Here is a 15,915-nt window from a genome sequence, read left to right as displayed (position 1 = left end):
CCTCAGGCCGTCTTGGCCATCACCGTTTCGCTGAGCCATGTGCCGATCTTGGCGCCGAGGCGGTCTGGCGAGACCGGCTTCGGCAGATAGTCGTCCATACCGGCCTCGATACATTTGTCGCGATCGCCCTTCAGCGCGTGCGCGGTGACGCCGACGATCGGGATATGGCCGCCCGACGCGGCCTCGATCGCCCGGATGGCGCGGGTTGCCTCGTAGCCGTTCATCTCGGGCATCGAGACGTCCATCAGGATCAGTTTCGGATGCAGCGACCGGTACATCTCGACCGCCGTGCGGCCATTGCCGGCGATGCGATAGCTCAGACCGAGCCCGTTGAGGATCTGGCCGAACACCAGTTGGTTCACCTCATTGTCCTCGGCGATGAGGATGTCGATCGGGCCGTTCGGCGTGGTGGTCGATTCCGATACTGTCATGGCCGGCACGGCTGGGCCACGGATCACCGTGAAGGCAGGCGGAGCCGCCTGCGGCGTCTGGACCGGCTCGCGAACGAAATGCGCCTTGCCGGCCTGCGAGCGGGCCTTCTGGATAACCGAGATGACCGTGCCGAGCAGGATCGCCGAGCGTGCCGGCTTGGTCAGATGCGCCGATATGCCGAACTCGATGATCATCTTGCCGAAATCGACCTGGTCGACGGAGGTCAGGATAACGATCGGGATGGCGGACAGCCGGCTGTCGGCGGCGATGGCTCGGGCGACATCGGCGCCATTCATGCCGGGCATCTGGTAGTCGAGGATGATGCAATCGACGCTGGCACCCAACTGGCAGGCGCGATCGAGGAAGGCGAGCCCCACGGCGCCGCTTTCGGCAGCCGCGCAGTCGAAGCTCCAGCTTCTGAGCTGCTCAAGCAGGATCTCGCGGTTGACCGGGTTGTCGTCGATGACCAGCACGCGCGCGCCGGTGACGTCGACCGGCACGACCGCGTCGCGCGCCTCGGCCCGATGCACGGGCAGCGGCACCGCGAACCAGAAGACGGAACCGCGCCCGATCTCGCTTTCGACGCCGATCTTGCCGGCCATCAGGTCGACGAGGCGCGCGGCGATGGCAAGCCCCAGGCCGGTGCCTTCGTGACGGCGGGTCGAGGATCCGTCGACCTGGGCGAATTTCTCGAACACGTTCTGCAGTTTCTCGGCCGGGATGCCGATGCCGGTATCCTCGACGCGCAGCTTGAGGTGGACAACATCGTTGACGGTCTCGCCGCCGACATCGATCAGCACATGGCCCTTCTCGGTGAACTTCACCGCATTGCCGACCATATTGGTGACGATCTGCCGGAACCGGCCGGCGTCGCCGACGACATGGGCCGGCAGGCGCGGATCGACGCGCACGATCAGTTCGAGGTTCTTTTCGGCGACACGTGCCGAAACCAGCGTCGCCACATCCTCGACCGCTTCGGAGAGACGGAACGGGGCAGGGTCCAGGGTGAGCTGTCCGGCATTGATCTTGGAGAAATCGAGGATGTCGTTGATGATGGTGAGCAGCGCATTGCCCGATTTGACGATGACGTCGGTGAAGGTCTTCTGGCGCGCGGTCAATTCGGTCTTGGCCAGCAATTCGGCCATGCCGAGCACGCCGTTCATCGGTGTGCGGATCTCGTGGCTCATATTGGCCAGGAATTCGGACTTGGCGCGGTCGGCGGATTCGGCCTTGAACAGGGATTCGGCCGATTGGGCAAAGGCGCGGCGGATTGCCTGCTCCATCGGCCGGAAGATCCAGAAGGCGACGATGGCCAGGACGCCGAACAACAGGCCGCTCGCCCACAGCAGCAGCCGGTCGCTGGAAGCGTCGGCCAGATGGCGCTCGTCATCCATCGCGGTGCGGACACGCACCAGCATCGGCTGGACAAACAGGTCGTTCTGGTTGCGGATTTCCCGGTAGCTCCATTCATCGGCTTTTTGCGCCACCGACATCAGGTTGAGGTTGCGCACCATGTCGCGCGGCGACCAGAACAGATCGCCGTTGACCGAAGAGGCTTCGAGTTCGTTGATGGTCTTGGCCGACAGGCGCGGACGTATCGCGGCGAGCTGGGCGGTCAGTGTGTCGATCTCGCGGGTCAGGCGTTCGGAATGGTCACGCGCCGAAGCGGTCAGCGCATCGCGCGTTTCGTTGCGCCAGGCGGACCCCGTCGTCTCGGCGAAGCTGGTCGCGTTGCGCAGGTCGCGGGTGAAGACGACGAGGTTGCTGCTCAGCGCATCGATGTCATGGCGGAAGGAATTGACACGGTCGAGCGCAATCATGATGGCCATGGAAGCCAGCGCGAAAATCAGCAGTCCTGAAAGGTAGCGGATCCGGACAGACCGGATGAAGGAAGAATATTCCGGCATGCGCAACCCCAACACATACGCATTATTTTAACGATCGGGATTACGCTTCATTTACATTAAGATTCCGTTCGCGTGGACGGCGCGATTGCTCTTGCATAGGGCGTCGCGACGGATCAGATCGATGCGGTGATGCCGCCGTCGACATAAAGGATATGACCGTTGACAAAGGACGAGGCATCGGAGGCCAGGAACACGCAGGCCCCGACCAGTTCCTCGACCTTGCCCCAGCGGCCGGCCGGCGTGCGCTTTTCAAGCCAGGCGCTGAAGGCAGGATCGGCGACGAGGGCCGCATTGAGCGGCGTATCGAAATAGCCGGGTGCGATGGCGTTGCATTGCAGGCCGTGTTTGGCCCAGTCGGTCGCCATGCCCTTGGTCAGGTTGCCGACCGCGCCTTTCGTCGCCGTGTAGGGCGCGATGCCGGGGCGGGCGAGTGCTGTCTGCACACTGGCGATGTTGATGATCTTGCCGCGGCCTCGCCTGATCATGTGGCGTGCGACCGCCTGACCGACGTGGAAGACGCTGGCGACATTGGTCTGCAGCATGCGCTCGAACGCATCGGCGGGGAAATCCTCAAGCGGCGTGCGGAACTGCATCCCGGCATTGTTGACCAATATGTCGATCGGCCCGCCGGACAGCTCGAATTGTCAATCGCCGAGCGGACCGCGTCATGATCGGTCGCGTCGAAGGCGAGCGTTTCCGCCGCAGGGATCTGCGCCGCCGCCGCGCCGAGTTTCGCGGCGTCACGGCCGTTGAGGATCACGCTCGCGCCGGCTTGCGCCAAGCCCTTGGCCAGGGCGAGCCCGATGCCTTGCGACGAGCCGGTTACGAGCGCCCGGCGCCCGCTGAGGTCGAACAGATTGGACGACATCGAAGCTGATCTCCCATTTGCCTCTCGCCACGCCGCCGATATCGGACCTGCCGTCAGCTGTTGCGCGTCGCGACGAAGGTCGCGGCTTCCTTCAGCAGCGCCGCCTTGTCGCCATAGGGGTCGAGCAGCGCGTGCGCCTGGCCAACAAGGCCATGCAGCTGGCTGCGCGCCCAGTGCACACCATGCAGCGCCACCAGGGTTGCCTTGCCGGCGGCGGCGTCCTTGCCGGTCGCCTTGCCCATCTGGCTGGCGTCGGCCGTCAAATCGAGCAGGTCGTCGGCAAGCTGGAAGGCGAGGCCGATCGCCGAGCCGAATTCGGCGAGCCGTTCCCGATCCTCTGCCGGCGCGCCGGCGACGATGGCACCCGCCTCGCAGGCGAAGCGGATCAGCGCGCCGGTCTTCATCGCCTGCAGCCTTATGATGCCGGTCTCGTCGGGCGGCGTCTGTTCGGCTTCGAGGTCGAGCTTCTGGCCGCCGACCATCCCGCCGGCACCGGCGGCGCGGGCAAGCGCCAGCACCAGGGCGGCCCGCCGCTCGGCCGGCAACACGGTCGCCTCACCGGCGATGATGTCGAAGGCCAGCGTCAGCAAGGCGTCGCCGGCCAGGATGGCGGTCGCCTCGTCGAAGGCCTTGTGCACGGTCGGCTGGCCGCGGCGCAAATCATCGTCGTCCATCGCCGGCAAATCGTCATGGATCAGCGAATAGCAATGCACGCATTCGAGTGCGGCGGCGACGCGCTGCGCGGCCTCGCCATCGGCGGAAAACAAGGCCGCACTTTCCATGACCAGGAAGGGACGAAGGCGCTTGCCGCCGTTCAGCACGCCATGGCGCATCGCCGCCATCAGACGATCGGGCCGCGCGATCTCGCCCGAAAGCGGACGGTCGTCGAGCAACCGCCGCAGCAGCACCTCGATGGCGGCTGCCCGCCGGATAAGCGCCATTTCGAACGCCATTTCGTCGTCATTCGTCATGGCCGGGAGCGGTAGCCGACACTCAGACGTTGCGCAAGAAGGCAAGCGCCATTATGCCGGAGCAGTAAGAGCCCGTTTGGAAACTCTCCTCCTGCGGTCATCTGAAGGCGTTTTCCGGGCTTCCGGTGCTTGCGTACTCGAATGTACGCTCCGGTCCGGTTCTCGAAAACACCGTCATATGATGCACAGGAGCGAGTTTCAAAACGATCTCTCTGGCACGGGTTGGGCGGCTTGGCGGAACCGATCGTCGATCATGAAACCGAAAAGCTGGACATGGCGACGAGATCGCGCGGCGTGAACCGCAGCAGTCTCAGGCGCTGGGTCCGGCGCGGCCTCATCGCGGCCGCCGTGCTGGCGCTGATCCCGACAGTGCTGACCTTTCTTTACCTGCCGTCCTTCGTGCATCCGGTGTCGACGTTGATGCTGAAGGATCTGGCGACCTTCTCCGGCTATGACCGGCGCTGGGTGTCGATCGACGATGTCGCGCCGGTGCTGGCCCATTCCGTCATCATGTCGGAGGACGGGCAGTTCTGCTTCCACCGCGGCGTCGATCTCGGCGAACTCAGGGGGGTCGTCGACGATGCGCTGGCCGGCGAGGCGACGCGCGGCGCCTCGACCATCACCATGCAGACGGTGAAGAACCTGTTCCTGTGGTCGAGGCCGCTGGGCTCGGTGCGCAAGGTCGTCGAACTGCCGCTGGCCGTCTATTTTGACGCGGTGATGTCGAAACGGCGGATCATGGAGATCTACCTCAACATCGCCGAATGGGGCCCCGGCATCTATGGCATCGAGGCGGCGGCGCAGCACCATTTCGGCATTCCGGCAAAACAGCTGTCCAGACGGCAGGCGGCGCTTCTGGCCGTCACGCTGCCCAATCCGATCGCCCGCAATCCGGCGAAGCCCGGGCCGGGTTTGAGACGGCTCGCCAATCTGATCGAGCGCAGGGCTGGCCGCTCCGGCGCGTATGTCGGCTGTCTCGAGTAGGGTATATCGATGTTCAGGTGATGCCGGCCTGACCTGAACCTCAATACGCCCCAGCCTGGCCGGCTCAAAAAAATTCACTGTAGTGCTGGCCAAAACAGTGTCAGGCGTGTATAGGCACCCGACTTTCTCAGATTTAGGCCCCGACATGGCCCTTTCACGAGGGCGGGCGGGGCTTTTGACCATGTAGTGGAGCATATCCATGGCCGTTCCGAAACGCAAAACCTCTCCGTCCAAGCGCGGCATGCGCCGCTCGGCCGACGCCCTCAAGGCCCCGACCTATGTCGAGGACAAGAATTCCGGCGAGATGCGCCGCCCGCACCATATCGACCTGAAGACCGGCATGTATCGCGGTCGCCAGGTGCTGACCCCCAAGGAAAGCTGATACCAGCTCTTTTTGAAGGTTTGAGTTACAAAGGACCGGCCTCTGGCCGGTCTTTTTGCGTTTGGCGGAACTTAACAAGCAAGGTCGACGCCCGGGCCACCGTCCCCACTCCAGGATACCGACAAGCTCTTGAGGCTGTCTCCGACGGGGGCTGTGCCCAAGCGCGTCGGACACCCGCGCGCCGCGCGACCCACCCTGGCTGACGTCCATCGACGCGACTTCCCTCAACACCAGGCCCAGCTTCCAGCATCTCATCCGTCCATCGACAGGCCTTCTTTCGATGTTTTTCGGCATGGGTGGGATTGTCAATGACGGTTTCTTATGCAATTTTCAAAATAATAGTCGTAAATCGACATCAGTGGGGAATTACATGTGGGATTTCGTCAGCACGAGTGATCTCGACGACACCGAACAGGCGGTGCTTTCCCAACTCAAGGTCGACGGGCGGATGTCGAGCGTCGATATCGCCAAGCGCATCGGCGTCACCGAAGCGACGGTGCGGCGGAAGATGGCGCGCGTGCTCGAGGATCCGGATATCTGCATCCAGGCGGTCGTGCGCCCCCTGCGCAGCGATGTCGGCATTGCCGCCATCGTCGGGTTCGATGTCGATCGCGAGCACATCATCAGCGTCGCCCGGAAACTGTCGGAATATTCGTTCGTCGACAGCGTCTACGCCATGACCGGGCCGTTCGACATCATCATCCAACTCACTTTGCCATCAACGACCAGCTTGCATGACTTCCTGGTCAGCGAACTGGCGAACGTTCCCGGGATCAAGGATTCCGAGAGCTACATGATCGGCCGCGTGTTCAAGCACTCCGGCCGGGCCTACCAGCGCAGCAAAACCGAAGAAAAAAGAGGGTAACAATGGGTGAGTTCCTTTCCGCATCGCGCCGCCGCGTCCTGTCTCTGCTCGCCGCCGCGCCGCTCTTCCTGTCCTTCGCATCCGCCGCTCATGCCGACGGGCTTGTCGACCAGATCAAGCAGCGCGGCACCATCGTGGTCGGTACCGAGGCCGCCTTCGAGCCGTTCGAGTTCGTCCGCGACGGCCAGATCGTCGGCTACAACAAGGATATTCTCGACTATGTGGTGAGCCAGCTCGGCGTGAAGCTCGACCAGCTCAACCTGCCGTTCCAAGGGCTGCTGCCGGGCCTGCTGGCGAAGAAGTTTGACCTGATGGCCACCTCGACCGGCATCAATGCCGAGCGGGCGGCGAAATATGCCTACACGAGGCCGACGGGCTCGTTCGAGAATGTCATCGTGGTGCGCGCCGATGAGGAGCGCATCAAGAAGCCGGAAGACATCAACGGCATGGTGGTGGCGACGCAGCTTGCCTCGTCCGTGCAGCCGATCATCGAAGCCTATGACAAGGAACTCAAGGACAAGGGCGGCAAGGGTGTCGGCGAACTGAAGCTGTTCACCTCCTTCCCCGAGACCCACGTTGCTCTCGCTTCCGGCCAGGTCGATGCCATTGTCATTGCCTCGCCTTCGGCGGCGGTGCTGATGAAGAACGTCCCCGACACCTACAAGGTCGTCGGCTCGATCGGCGAATTCTCCTACCTGTCCTGGGTCGTTCGGCCGGAGGACAAGGATCTGCGCGAATTCATCAACACCAAGATCGGCGAGCTGAAGGACAGCGGCAAGCTGAAGGAGCTGCAGCTGAAATGGTTCGGCTTCGAGATGAAGACGCCAGACCAGGGCTATCTACCGCCCGGCGCGCTCTGAACCGTTTCTCCTGAACTTGTCTGGCGTGGCGTGGGCGATGCGCTGCCGCGGCTATCGCCCGCGCCGACGACGGACAGTGCTTCTCCGTTCGAGCTGAAAAATGTTCCATTTTTCAAAAACACTGACCTTCCTGCCGCAATTCCTGACAGGCGCCGGCATCACGCTCGGCGTCTCAGCACTGGGGTTCCTGGCCGGCACGCTGATCGGCTTCGGCCTGCTGGCCTGCGGCCGGTCGCGCTGGCGCCTGGTTCGCTGGATCGGTGCGCTCTACACCAGCTTCATCCGCGGCACGCCGTTGATCGTGCAGATCTTCGTCGTCTATTACGTGCTGCCGGGGCTGGTCGGTATCGATCTGCCGCCGCTCCTGGCGGGCGTGCTGGCGCTCAGCTTCAACAGCGCGGCCTTCGTCGCCGAGATCCTGCGCGCCGGGCTGACGCGCATTCCGGCCGGCCAGTATGAAGCGGCCAAGGCGCTCGGCCTGAAGCTCGTGGTGACCTGGTTCAAGATCATCATGCCGCAGCTGTTCAGGGCCATCATCCCGCCGATGGTCAACGAGTTCACCATGCTGGTGAAGGCCTCGTCCATCCTGTCGGTGATCGCCGTGGTTGAGCTGACCCGCACCGCGCAGAACATCATGAACGTTACCTACCGGCCGGTCGAGGCGTTCTGCATCGCGGCGGTGCTGTATTTCATCGTGCTGTTTTCCTGCAGCCTTTTGACCCGGCATCTGGAGCGCAAGGCGGAAGGCGCGCGCGCATGACGTTCGATTTCGCCGTCATCGCTGACAACTGGCAGATCCTGGCCAAGGGCTTTGGCAATACGGTGCTGATGTGCGCCGTGTCGCTGCCATTCGGCTTCGCACTCGGCATCTTGCTGGCGCTGGTGAGGCTGAGGGGCGGACGGCTGCCGGGGGCAATCGTGTCGGCCTATGTCGAGATCTTCCGCAACATCCCGTTCCTGATCCAGATTTTCCTTCTGTTCTACGCCTTGCCGATGTTCGGCATCCGGCTCTCGCCGGTGGTGGTTTCGATCGGTGCGCTGTCGGCCTATGCCAGCGCCTATTCCGCCGAGATCATCAGGGGAGCGATCCAGTCCATCTCATATGGCCAGGTCGAGGCCGGCTATGCGCTGGGCCTGCGCTACCTCACCATCTTCCGCAAGATCCTGGTGCCGCAGGTGCTCGGCTATATCCTGCCGGCGGCCACCAACCTCACCATCACATTGATCAAGGAATCGGCGATCCTGTCGGCGATCACCGTGCCAGAACTCACCTACATGGCCCAGAACATCATCGGCCGCACCTTCTCGCCGGTGGAGATCTTCACCGCCATCGCATTGCTGTATTGGGGGCTGACCGCCCTTGTCGCGGCAATCTCGCGCAGCCTGGAGCACAAGCTGCAGCCCCATCTCGCGGCCCGCCGTGGCGCCTGATCCAAAAAAGCCTTTCAACACAGAGGAGACCCCATGTCCAAACTTACCACCGCGCCGCGCGATGTCTTCCAGACATTCCTGAATTTCCCGCAGGTCGAGGATCTCGACACTCTGAAGGCCGATGTCGCCATCATCGGCATGCCCTATGGCGATCCCTACACGATCGACGAGCTGATCAACGACCAGACCAACGCGCCGACGGCGGTGCGGCGCGCCTCGCAGCGCATCAGCCAGGCGCTCGACCGCTATGATTTCGATATTGGCGGGCCGGTCTTCGCCGGCCAAGACATCAAGGTGGTCGATGTCGGTGACGTGCCGGGCAATGCCGCCGATCATGTCGGGCACTACGGCAGGGCCGAGGCGGCGATCCGCAAGATCCTTGCCGCCGGCGCACTGCCGATCACCATCGGCGGTGACCACGGCATTCCGATTCCGATCTTCCGGGCGCTCGACGGCGAAGGCCCGATCACGCTGGTGCAGCTCGATGCCCATCTCGACTGGCGCGACAATGTCAACGGCGTCAAGGAAGGCTATTCCAGCACCATCCGGCGGGCCTCGGAGATGGCGCATGTCAAGGATATCTTCCAGGTCGGCATTCGTGGCCAGGGCAGTGCGCGCACCGAGGAAGTGGAGGCTGCCCGCGCCTACGGCGCCAACATCATCACCACCAACGAATGGCAGGATATCGGCACCGCCGCGCTGCTCAAGCGCATTCCGGATGGCGGCCGCTACTACCTTACCATCGACGCCGACGGACTTGACCCGGCGGTCATGCCGGCGGTGGAGGGCCCACAGCCGGGCGGCATCAGCTACCGCCAGACGATCGACCTGATCAAGGGGCTGGTCGGCAAGGGTCGTCTCGTCGGCATGGATATCGTCGAGATCGCGCCGGCGCGCGATATCAACGAGATCACCTCGATGACGGCCGGCCATATCATCCTCAACGTCATCGGTGCCGCCGTGCGTGCCGGCTACTTCAAGCGCTGAGCCTTTTGTCCTCGTTTGCTCCATGTCAGCCGGGCAACCGGCTGACATGGTTGTTGCATCCGGTCTTCGACCGTGTTTGCGGCTGCGCACGAAAAATCTTGACGGCGTGCCTGCGGCGCATTCTACAGAAGGTGCCCCCTATGGAGACGCCAGATGTTCGGTGCCGTCCCGCTTTTGATCGTGCCTTTCATTCTCTACAATCTCGGCCTGCTGGGTATATTCGGCGGCGGCGACGATCCATGGGCGAGCGAGATCTTCTCATTCCGCATGATGTCGGGTGGAGTTTTCTCGATGACGCTTGGCGACCTGATGGTGCTGCTCGGGCTGATCTTCCTGTTCCTCGAAATGGTCAAGGCGGCGCGCACGACCGGCGCTTCGATCATGGACCACCTTCTGTCGACGCTGGTCTTCGTCGCCTTCCTGGTCGAGTTCCTGCTGGTCAAGGGCGCGGCGCATTCCATCTTCTTCACGCTGATGATCATCGCGCTGTTCGATGTGCTGGCCGGGTTCGCGGTGTCGATGCGGTCGGCGAGCCGGGACATCAACTTGAACTAGGTCCTTCAGCGGAGGTTTGACGGGCGCTTGTGCCGACAGTTGGCGGAACGTCCGTCGGGTCTCCGGCCCTTAGCCTGGGTCGGCGGTAAAGCCGGCGGCCTCGATGCCGGCGATGGCCGCTGCCTCGTCATTGTCCGAGGTGTCGCCGGAAATGCCGACGGCGCCGATGATGGTGCCGGCCTTGTCGCGGATCAGCACGCCGCCGACCACAGGCAGTACGCGTCCGCCCGACACATCGGAAATGCCGGCGACCAGATGGGGCCGTTCCTTGGCGAAGGCCTCGACCTTACGTGAGCCCATGCCGATGGCCAGTGCGCCATAGGCCTTGCCCGCCGACATTTGCGGGCGCAGGAACGAGGCGCCGTCCTGGCGCTGGAAGGCGACCAGATGGCCGCCGGCGTCGAGCACTGAGACACCCAGCGGCTTGAGCTTGAGATCGGCACCCTTGGCGAAGGCGGCATCGATGATTTGACGGGCTTTTTCGAGCGGCAGTGCGGTCATGGCAATCTCCTGTTTGAAAAGGACAATGATCGGCGGCCGGTCGCGCGAAGCAATCCCGGTTTCGGTTGAAATTGCTTCTCGCGAAGCGATGGGATGAAGGCCGGGGCTGTCCGAATGGTGCCGTCGAACTGATGTATCCGAGCAGTGTCGGTTCGCTGGAGAGCGGCGCTATTTCTTCTTGGCGCGCGCAGGCTTCTTGGCTGGCACTGCCGGCGCGTTGGCGAGGTCTTCGGCTTCCTTGGCGAGCCGCAGCGCCCGCAGCTTGTCGGTCTTGGCTTTGCGGGCATCACTCTCCGCGGCGTATTCCGCCATCGCTTTCTGGCGGACGGTTGCCGCCTCTTCCTGCTTCTTGAAGCGCAGATCGGCGCGCGCGCGGGCGGCATCCCGAGAGTTCTCAACCAAGACCTTATCCAATCCCGTGAATTGTGGTTTCCGCTTCTTCTAGCAGAGCCGGCCACTTAGCGGGGAAAATAGTTGGTCACGCGGCCGGGCTGGTACCGAGAGCCTTGCCGGCGACCACGGCTTCATAGGCGGCCTGCAGGGTCGCGCGGACAGAAGGGCCAGTCGCCGGATCGAGCGGCGTGCCGAGATGCTCATGGCGCAACTCGTCCATGAATTTCTCCCACAATGGCGGTCCGCCCTTTTCCAGGAGCTCGGCGCGGATCGAGAGTTCCTCGCTGGTCGGCAGCCAGACCCGGCCCCAGGCGCCAAGATGGGCCAGGATCGGCACCAGCGTGATGGCCATCTCGGTGAGGCTATAGATTGCCTTCTGTTTGTGCGAGGGATCGTCGGCCTTGGTCAGCATGCCGAGCTCCATAAGCCGCTTCAACCGGTCGGCGAGGATGTTTGAGGCAATGCCTTCCATCGATCCGTTGAGCAGCTCGCGAAAATGACGCCTGCCGCCGAAAATCATGTCACGCAGGATGATCAGGCTCCAGCGGTCGCCGAACACTTCCAGCGACAGGTTGATCGGGCAGCCGGATCGGCGATCAAGGCTCATTCGATTCTCTCCATAAAACCAGTTGCATTATCGTATCAGTTTCATTACAGTGCAACTGATTGCAAAATGCAATCAGTTTGGGAGACCATGCAATGGCGACTATCAACCGTCCCCTGATCCTGTCCGAAACCTTCGGCGATCCCGAAAGTCCTCCGCTGCTGTTGATAATGGGCGCGATGGCTTCGATGCTGTGGTGGCCGGTGGCATTTTGCCGGGAGTTGGCGGATGCCGGGCTGTACGTGATCCGCTACGACAATCGCGACACCGGTCGCTCGACCAAATATCCGCCTGGCGAGCCGCCCTACACATTCGACGACATGGCGGACGATGCGATTGGCGTGCTCGACAGTCATGGCATCGGCAAGGCCCATGTCGCCGGCATGTCGATGGGCGGCATGATCGCGCAACTCGTGGCGCTCAGGCACCCCTCCCGTGTTGCATCGCTTACCGTGATCAGCAGCTCGCCGATGGCGATGGACACCTCGCATCTGCCAGGGATGAGCGACGCCTATATCGAGCATTCGGCCGAGGGCGCCGACGTCGACTGGACGGATCGCCGCCAGGTGATCGACTTCATAGTCAGGGATGCGCGCGCGATCGCCAGCATCGCCCATCCATTCGACGAGCCCGGGATGAGAGCCTTCATCGAACAGGATTACGACCGAGCCGGCGGGTTCCTGAGCGCGACCAATCATTTCTCGCTCAAGGGTGGCGCCGAGTGGAAGGGTCGCCTGCACGAGATGCAAGCCCCGCTGCTGGTCATCCATGGCACCGCCGATCCCATTTTTCCGATCGAACATGGCGAGGCGCTGGCCCAGGCGGTCACCGGCGCGAAATTCCTTCGCGTCGACGGCGGCGGCCATGAATTGCATCCTCAGGACTGGCCGGCGATATCGGCCGCCATCATCATGCATATCAGGTCCAACCAGGGGACCTGATGTGCCGGCCTTGACGGGCAAGGCGCGGCACAATAGTGAAGTAAATGCTTCAGTATTGACCCGGCAGGACATGCGGTTCCCGCCCCGCCGACGAACCAGAAACAGGCGAGCAAAGAATGTCCCTGACGCTGCATTTCCATCCCCTGGCCTCCTTCTGCTGGAAGCCGCTGATCGCGCTCTACGAGAACGGCACCGCCTTCAACCCGGTCATCGTGGATCTCGGCGACGAGCAATCGCGCGGGGCCTTCCTCAAGATATCGCCGACCGGCAAGATGCCGGCGCTGCGCGACGATGCGCGCGGCCGCACGGTATTGGAATCGACCATCGTCGTCGAATATCTGGCCGCGCATTATCCGGGGCCGGTCGAACTCGTTCCCGCCGACGTCGACCCGGCGCTGGCCGTCCGCCAGGCTGACCGCTTCTATGATTTCTATGTGCAGGAGCCGATGCAGAAGATCGTCGGCGACCGGTTGCGTCCGCAGGACAAGACCGATCCGTTCGGTGTCGAGCAGGCGCGGGGCCAGCTGCGCACCTCCTACGCCATCATCGAACAGGAGATGCAGTCGCGGAGCTGGGCGGTGGGCGATGCCTTCAGCCTGGCCGATTGCGCGGCATCTCCAGCACTCTTCTATGCCAACAAGGTCGAGCCGTTCGGCGACAAATATCCGGCCGTGAAGCGCTATCACGACCGGCTGCTGCGGCGCCCTGCCTTCGCCAGGGTGATCGAGGAGGCGCAGCCCTACTTCAAGTTCTTTCCCTACAATAATGGCTGACCGGGATGCTGCACGATCCCGCCCAGCTCGACCTGATGTTCCAGGCGCTTGCCGATCCGGCGCGACGGCAGATGGTCGACCGGCTGTCGCGTGGCCCCGCCTCGGTCAGCCAACTGGCCGAGCCGCTGGCGATGTCGCTGTCGGCCGTCGTCCAGCATCTCAACGTGCTGGAGTCGAGTGGCCTGGTGCGCTCGCAAAAACTGGGACGGGTGCGCACCTGCCAGATCGAGCCGAAGGCATTGAGAGCGGCCGAGCACTGGATCAACGAGCGGCGCAACGCCTGGGAACGCAGGCTGGACCGGCTCGGCGATTTTCTCGCCGAAACCACCGGCGAAACATGAAGGAGGCTTGAGTGAACCAACGATCCGTCGTCCACTCCACCTTTGTCGTCGAGCGCTTCTATCCGGCGGCACCTGCAAGAGTCTTCTTCGCGCTCAGCAATCCTGATGCCAAGCGGCGATGGTTCGTCGATCCCCACGACCCGATGTCCAGCCGGCACGAAATGGACTTCCGCGTTGGCGGCAGGGAAACCAATGCCGGCTGCCCGAGCGATGGGCAGATGCATTTCTTCAACGCGGTCTATCAGGACATCGTGCCGGACAGCCGCATCGTCTACAGCTATGAACTGCTGTTCGGTGAAACCCGCGTCTCGGTGTCACTGGCGACGATCGAGCTCATGGCGGAAGGCGGCGGCACGCGGCTTGTGATGACGGAGCAGGGGGCCTTCCTCGATGGCCACGACACGCCGGCCACGCGTGAGCATGGAACGGGCGAACTGCTCGACGCGCTTGGTGCATTCCTGCATGTACAGACCTGACCATCGGGGCGTTGTCGAAGGTTGAGGGCGCTGGATCAGGCCTCCCAGAATTGATCGAGCCAGATGTTGAGCTTCAGGAAGCCGGCGTTGCTTACCGTATAGACACGCCGCGTGCCTTCGGCCTTGGCGTTGACCAGTCCGGCGTCGAGCAAGACTTTCAGATGCTGTGAAACCGCTGGGCGCGACACTGGCAGCCCGGCCGCCAATTCGTTGACGGTCTTCGGACCGCGTCGAAGTTCTTCCAGAAGATGGCGCCGATTGGGGTCGGCGATCGCCATGAAGGCGTCGGAAAACATCATGCCTCATTTGTGAGGCAAAGTTTTTCAAATCTCAACTGTCTGTTTCTTCTTTTCTTCTTGGATCAAGCCGCAATGCTTCCGGCGTCACGGAGCGGTCGGCCGGTTGCGTCTTGAACGCATCGCGATCGCCGATCGGCACCGGAGCGCGGCGGCTGATGCGCAGCAGCGTGTAGCCGGCCAGCGACAGATGCGCGAAGGCGGTCGCCAGGAACAGGCCCTCAGGGCGCATCCAGCCCATCAGCGCGGCTGCCAGCAACGGGCCGATCATGGTGCCAAAGCCATAGAGCAGCAGAAGGCCGCCCGATACCTTGACGAAATCCTCGGCACGGGCGTGGTCGTTGGCGTGCGCCACGGCGATCGAATAGAGCGTGTAGGCGAAAGCGCCGTAGGCAGCGGTGAGGACGATGACGAAAATGCCGGAGCGCGGTTCGAACAGGAAGATCATGAGTGCAAACAGCGCCGCGCCGAAAGCGGCTCCGGCCAGCACGAAACGCCGGTCGGTCTTGTCGGAGAGACGCCCGGCCGGCAGTTGCATGGCGGCGCCGGCGACGACCACAAGGCTCATCATCAAGGCGATCTCGGCGGTGGAAATACCAATGCGGGCGCCGTAGACAGCACCAAGCGTTCCCCAGGCGCCGTTGGCGATGCCGATCAGCAGGCAGGCGATCGCCGACACCGGCGAGTTGGCGTAGAGCCCCTTGACGTCGAGTTTGACGTCCTGCAGCGGTTTGGGGTGCGAGGCCGTCGAAACCGCGGTCGGGATCAGCGACAGGCAGAACAGGATGCCGGTGATCATGAACAGCGATGCCGATTTCACATCGCCGCCGGCGACGATCATCTGGCCTCCCATGATCGAGGCATAGGTGACCATCATATAGAGGCCGAAGACGGTGCCGCGGTTCTCGTTTGTGGCTTTCTCGTTAAGCCAGCTTTCAATGACCATGAAGGCGCCGGCCATGGTGAAGCCGGTGAAGGCGCGCAGCAGGATCCAGACATATTCGTCGATGACCAAGCCGGTGAGCAGCGCCACGATGGCACCGGACGCGGCAAAGGCGCCGAAAGCGCGCACATGCCCGGCGCGGCGCACGATGCGCGGTGCAAAAAAGCAGCCGGTGACGAAGCCGCCGGCCCAGGCCGTGCCCATCAGGCCAAGCGAGGCTGTCGAAAACCCTTCCACCTGGCCGCGCAAGGGCAACAGCAGCCCATGCAGGCCCGATGCCGCCAGCAGGAAGGCAGTGCCGCGAAGCAGGGAGAGGATCGGCCTGTAGGATGCGAGCATTTTTTGATCCGGCTGGACTCTGGGAGGGACAGAAGGTCTGAAGACAGTCGCATTCGGGCTTTTCGG

At 63.1% G+C, this 15,915-nt stretch carries 18 protein-coding genes and 2 pseudogenes; 12 read left to right on the top strand and 8 right to left on the bottom strand.

Features of this window, described 5'->3' with window-relative positions; translation table 11 throughout:
• Positions 1 to 2: 2 nt before the first annotated feature.
• From AC1VON_RS01715 to AC1VON_RS01705, 3 genes and pseudogenes are all read right to left on the bottom strand, one after another.
• A complete protein-coding gene (locus AC1VON_RS01715; RefSeq protein ID WP_483120196.1) occupies positions 3 to 2,339 on the bottom strand; it encodes a response regulator in 2,337 nt (778 codons plus the stop codon).
• A 113-nt stretch (positions 2,340 to 2,452) separates the two neighbouring features.
• Positions 2,453 to 3,207: pseudogene (locus tag AC1VON_RS01710) on the bottom strand (SDR family oxidoreductase).
• Between the two features lie 53 nt (positions 3,208 to 3,260).
• A complete protein-coding gene (locus tag AC1VON_RS01705; protein WP_483120194.1) occupies positions 3,261 to 4,178 on the bottom strand; it encodes a polyprenyl synthetase family protein in 918 nt (305 codons plus the stop codon).
• Between the two features lie 222 nt (positions 4,179 to 4,400).
• Between AC1VON_RS01705 and AC1VON_RS01700 the strand changes: the two genes are divergently transcribed.
• The 8 genes from AC1VON_RS01700 (at position 4,401) to AC1VON_RS01665 (ending at position 10,242) form a co-directional block, all read left to right on the top strand.
• Entirely contained in the window at positions 4,401 to 5,162 is a 762-nt protein-coding gene (locus AC1VON_RS01700) for a biosynthetic peptidoglycan transglycosylase (protein ID WP_483120192.1), read from the top strand.
• 199 nt (positions 5,163 to 5,361) lie between these two features.
• The gene (gene rpmF, locus AC1VON_RS01695) at positions 5,362 to 5,544 is read left to right on the top strand and encodes a 50S ribosomal protein L32 (RefSeq protein ID WP_008834724.1); all 183 of its coding nucleotides are present in this window, start codon (positions 5,362 to 5,364) and stop codon (positions 5,542 to 5,544) included.
• Positions 5,545 to 5,824: 280 nt separating this feature from the next.
• On the top strand, positions 5,825 to 6,409 hold the full coding sequence (locus AC1VON_RS01690) for an Lrp/AsnC family transcriptional regulator (protein WP_483120190.1): 585 nt from the start codon (positions 5,825 to 5,827) through the stop codon (positions 6,407 to 6,409).
• Between the two features lie 2 nt (positions 6,410 to 6,411).
• On the top strand, positions 6,412 to 7,269 hold the full coding sequence (locus AC1VON_RS01685; RefSeq protein WP_172348199.1) for a transporter substrate-binding domain-containing protein: 858 nt from the start codon (positions 6,412 to 6,414) through the stop codon (positions 7,267 to 7,269).
• Between the two features lie 100 nt (positions 7,270 to 7,369).
• Positions 7,370 to 8,029: an amino acid ABC transporter permease gene (locus AC1VON_RS01680; RefSeq protein ID WP_483120188.1), complete on the top strand. Its 660-nt coding sequence runs from the start codon at positions 7,370 to 7,372 to the stop codon at positions 8,027 to 8,029.
• Positions 8,026 to 8,700, top strand: a complete 675-nt coding sequence (locus AC1VON_RS01675) for an amino acid ABC transporter permease (protein ID WP_172348201.1) — start codon at positions 8,026 to 8,028, stop codon at positions 8,698 to 8,700. Before AC1VON_RS01680 ends, AC1VON_RS01675 begins: the two co-directional genes overlap by 4 nt.
• 33 nt (positions 8,701 to 8,733) lie before the next feature.
• A complete protein-coding gene (locus tag AC1VON_RS01670) occupies positions 8,734 to 9,687 on the top strand; it encodes an agmatinase (protein WP_483120186.1) in 954 nt (317 codons plus the stop codon).
• Between the two features lie 153 nt (positions 9,688 to 9,840).
• Positions 9,841 to 10,242, top strand: a complete 402-nt coding sequence (locus AC1VON_RS01665; RefSeq protein ID WP_483120184.1) for a hypothetical protein — start codon at positions 9,841 to 9,843, stop codon at positions 10,240 to 10,242.
• Between the two features lie 69 nt (positions 10,243 to 10,311).
• On the opposite strand, the gene AC1VON_RS01660 is transcribed toward AC1VON_RS01665, so the two are convergent.
• The 3 genes from AC1VON_RS01660 to AC1VON_RS01650 all read right to left on the bottom strand — a co-directional run bounded on the left by AC1VON_RS01660 (position 10,312) and on the right by AC1VON_RS01650 (position 11,743).
• Positions 10,312 to 10,743: a GlcG/HbpS family heme-binding protein gene (locus AC1VON_RS01660; RefSeq protein WP_172348204.1), complete on the bottom strand. Its 432-nt coding sequence runs from the start codon at positions 10,741 to 10,743 to the stop codon at positions 10,312 to 10,314.
• Between the two features lie 168 nt (positions 10,744 to 10,911).
• Positions 10,912 to 11,145, bottom strand: coding sequence for a hypothetical protein (locus AC1VON_RS01655; RefSeq protein ID WP_056576497.1), 234 nt, complete (start codon positions 11,143 to 11,145; stop codon positions 10,912 to 10,914).
• Between the two features lie 76 nt (positions 11,146 to 11,221).
• The gene (locus AC1VON_RS01650) at positions 11,222 to 11,743 is read right to left on the bottom strand and encodes a winged helix-turn-helix transcriptional regulator (RefSeq protein WP_172348205.1); all 522 of its coding nucleotides are present in this window, start codon (positions 11,741 to 11,743) and stop codon (positions 11,222 to 11,224) included.
• A 92-nt stretch (positions 11,744 to 11,835) separates the two neighbouring features.
• On the opposite strand from AC1VON_RS01650, the gene AC1VON_RS01645 reads away from it, so the two are divergent.
• The 4 genes from AC1VON_RS01645 (at position 11,836) to AC1VON_RS01630 (ending at position 14,271) form a co-directional block, all read left to right on the top strand.
• Positions 11,836 to 12,681 (top strand): alpha/beta fold hydrolase, encoded by an 846-nt coding sequence (locus AC1VON_RS01645; RefSeq protein ID WP_483120180.1) that lies wholly within the window; start codon positions 11,836 to 11,838, stop codon positions 12,679 to 12,681.
• Between the two features lie 116 nt (positions 12,682 to 12,797).
• On the top strand, positions 12,798 to 13,454 hold the full coding sequence (locus AC1VON_RS01640) for a glutathione S-transferase family protein (protein ID WP_483120178.1): 657 nt from the start codon (positions 12,798 to 12,800) through the stop codon (positions 13,452 to 13,454).
• Between the two features lie 5 nt (positions 13,455 to 13,459).
• The gene (locus tag AC1VON_RS01635; protein WP_483120176.1) at positions 13,460 to 13,795 is read left to right on the top strand and encodes an ArsR/SmtB family transcription factor; all 336 of its coding nucleotides are present in this window, start codon (positions 13,460 to 13,462) and stop codon (positions 13,793 to 13,795) included.
• 11 nt (positions 13,796 to 13,806) lie between these two features.
• Positions 13,807 to 14,271, top strand: coding sequence for an SRPBCC family protein (locus AC1VON_RS01630; RefSeq protein WP_483120174.1), 465 nt, complete (start codon positions 13,807 to 13,809; stop codon positions 14,269 to 14,271).
• A 35-nt stretch (positions 14,272 to 14,306) separates the two neighbouring features.
• Here the strand turns inward: AC1VON_RS01630 and AC1VON_RS01625 are convergent, their stop codons facing one another.
• Positions 14,307 to 14,570 carry an ArsR/SmtB family transcription factor gene (locus AC1VON_RS01625; RefSeq protein WP_027031521.1) on the bottom strand — a complete coding sequence of 88 codons (264 nt, stop codon included), beginning with the start codon at positions 14,568 to 14,570 and terminating at the stop codon, positions 14,307 to 14,309.
• Positions 14,571 to 14,601: 31 nt separating this feature from the next.
• A pseudogene (locus tag AC1VON_RS01620) lies at positions 14,602 to 15,873 on the bottom strand (MFS transporter); the annotation flags it as partial.
• Positions 15,874 to 15,915: the final 42 nt, after the last annotated feature.

The organism is Mesorhizobium sp. HAY1-8B, assembly GCF_056868045.1.
Note: the sequence above shows the minus strand (reverse complement) of the source record. Positions and strands in the feature narration are given on the sequence as shown.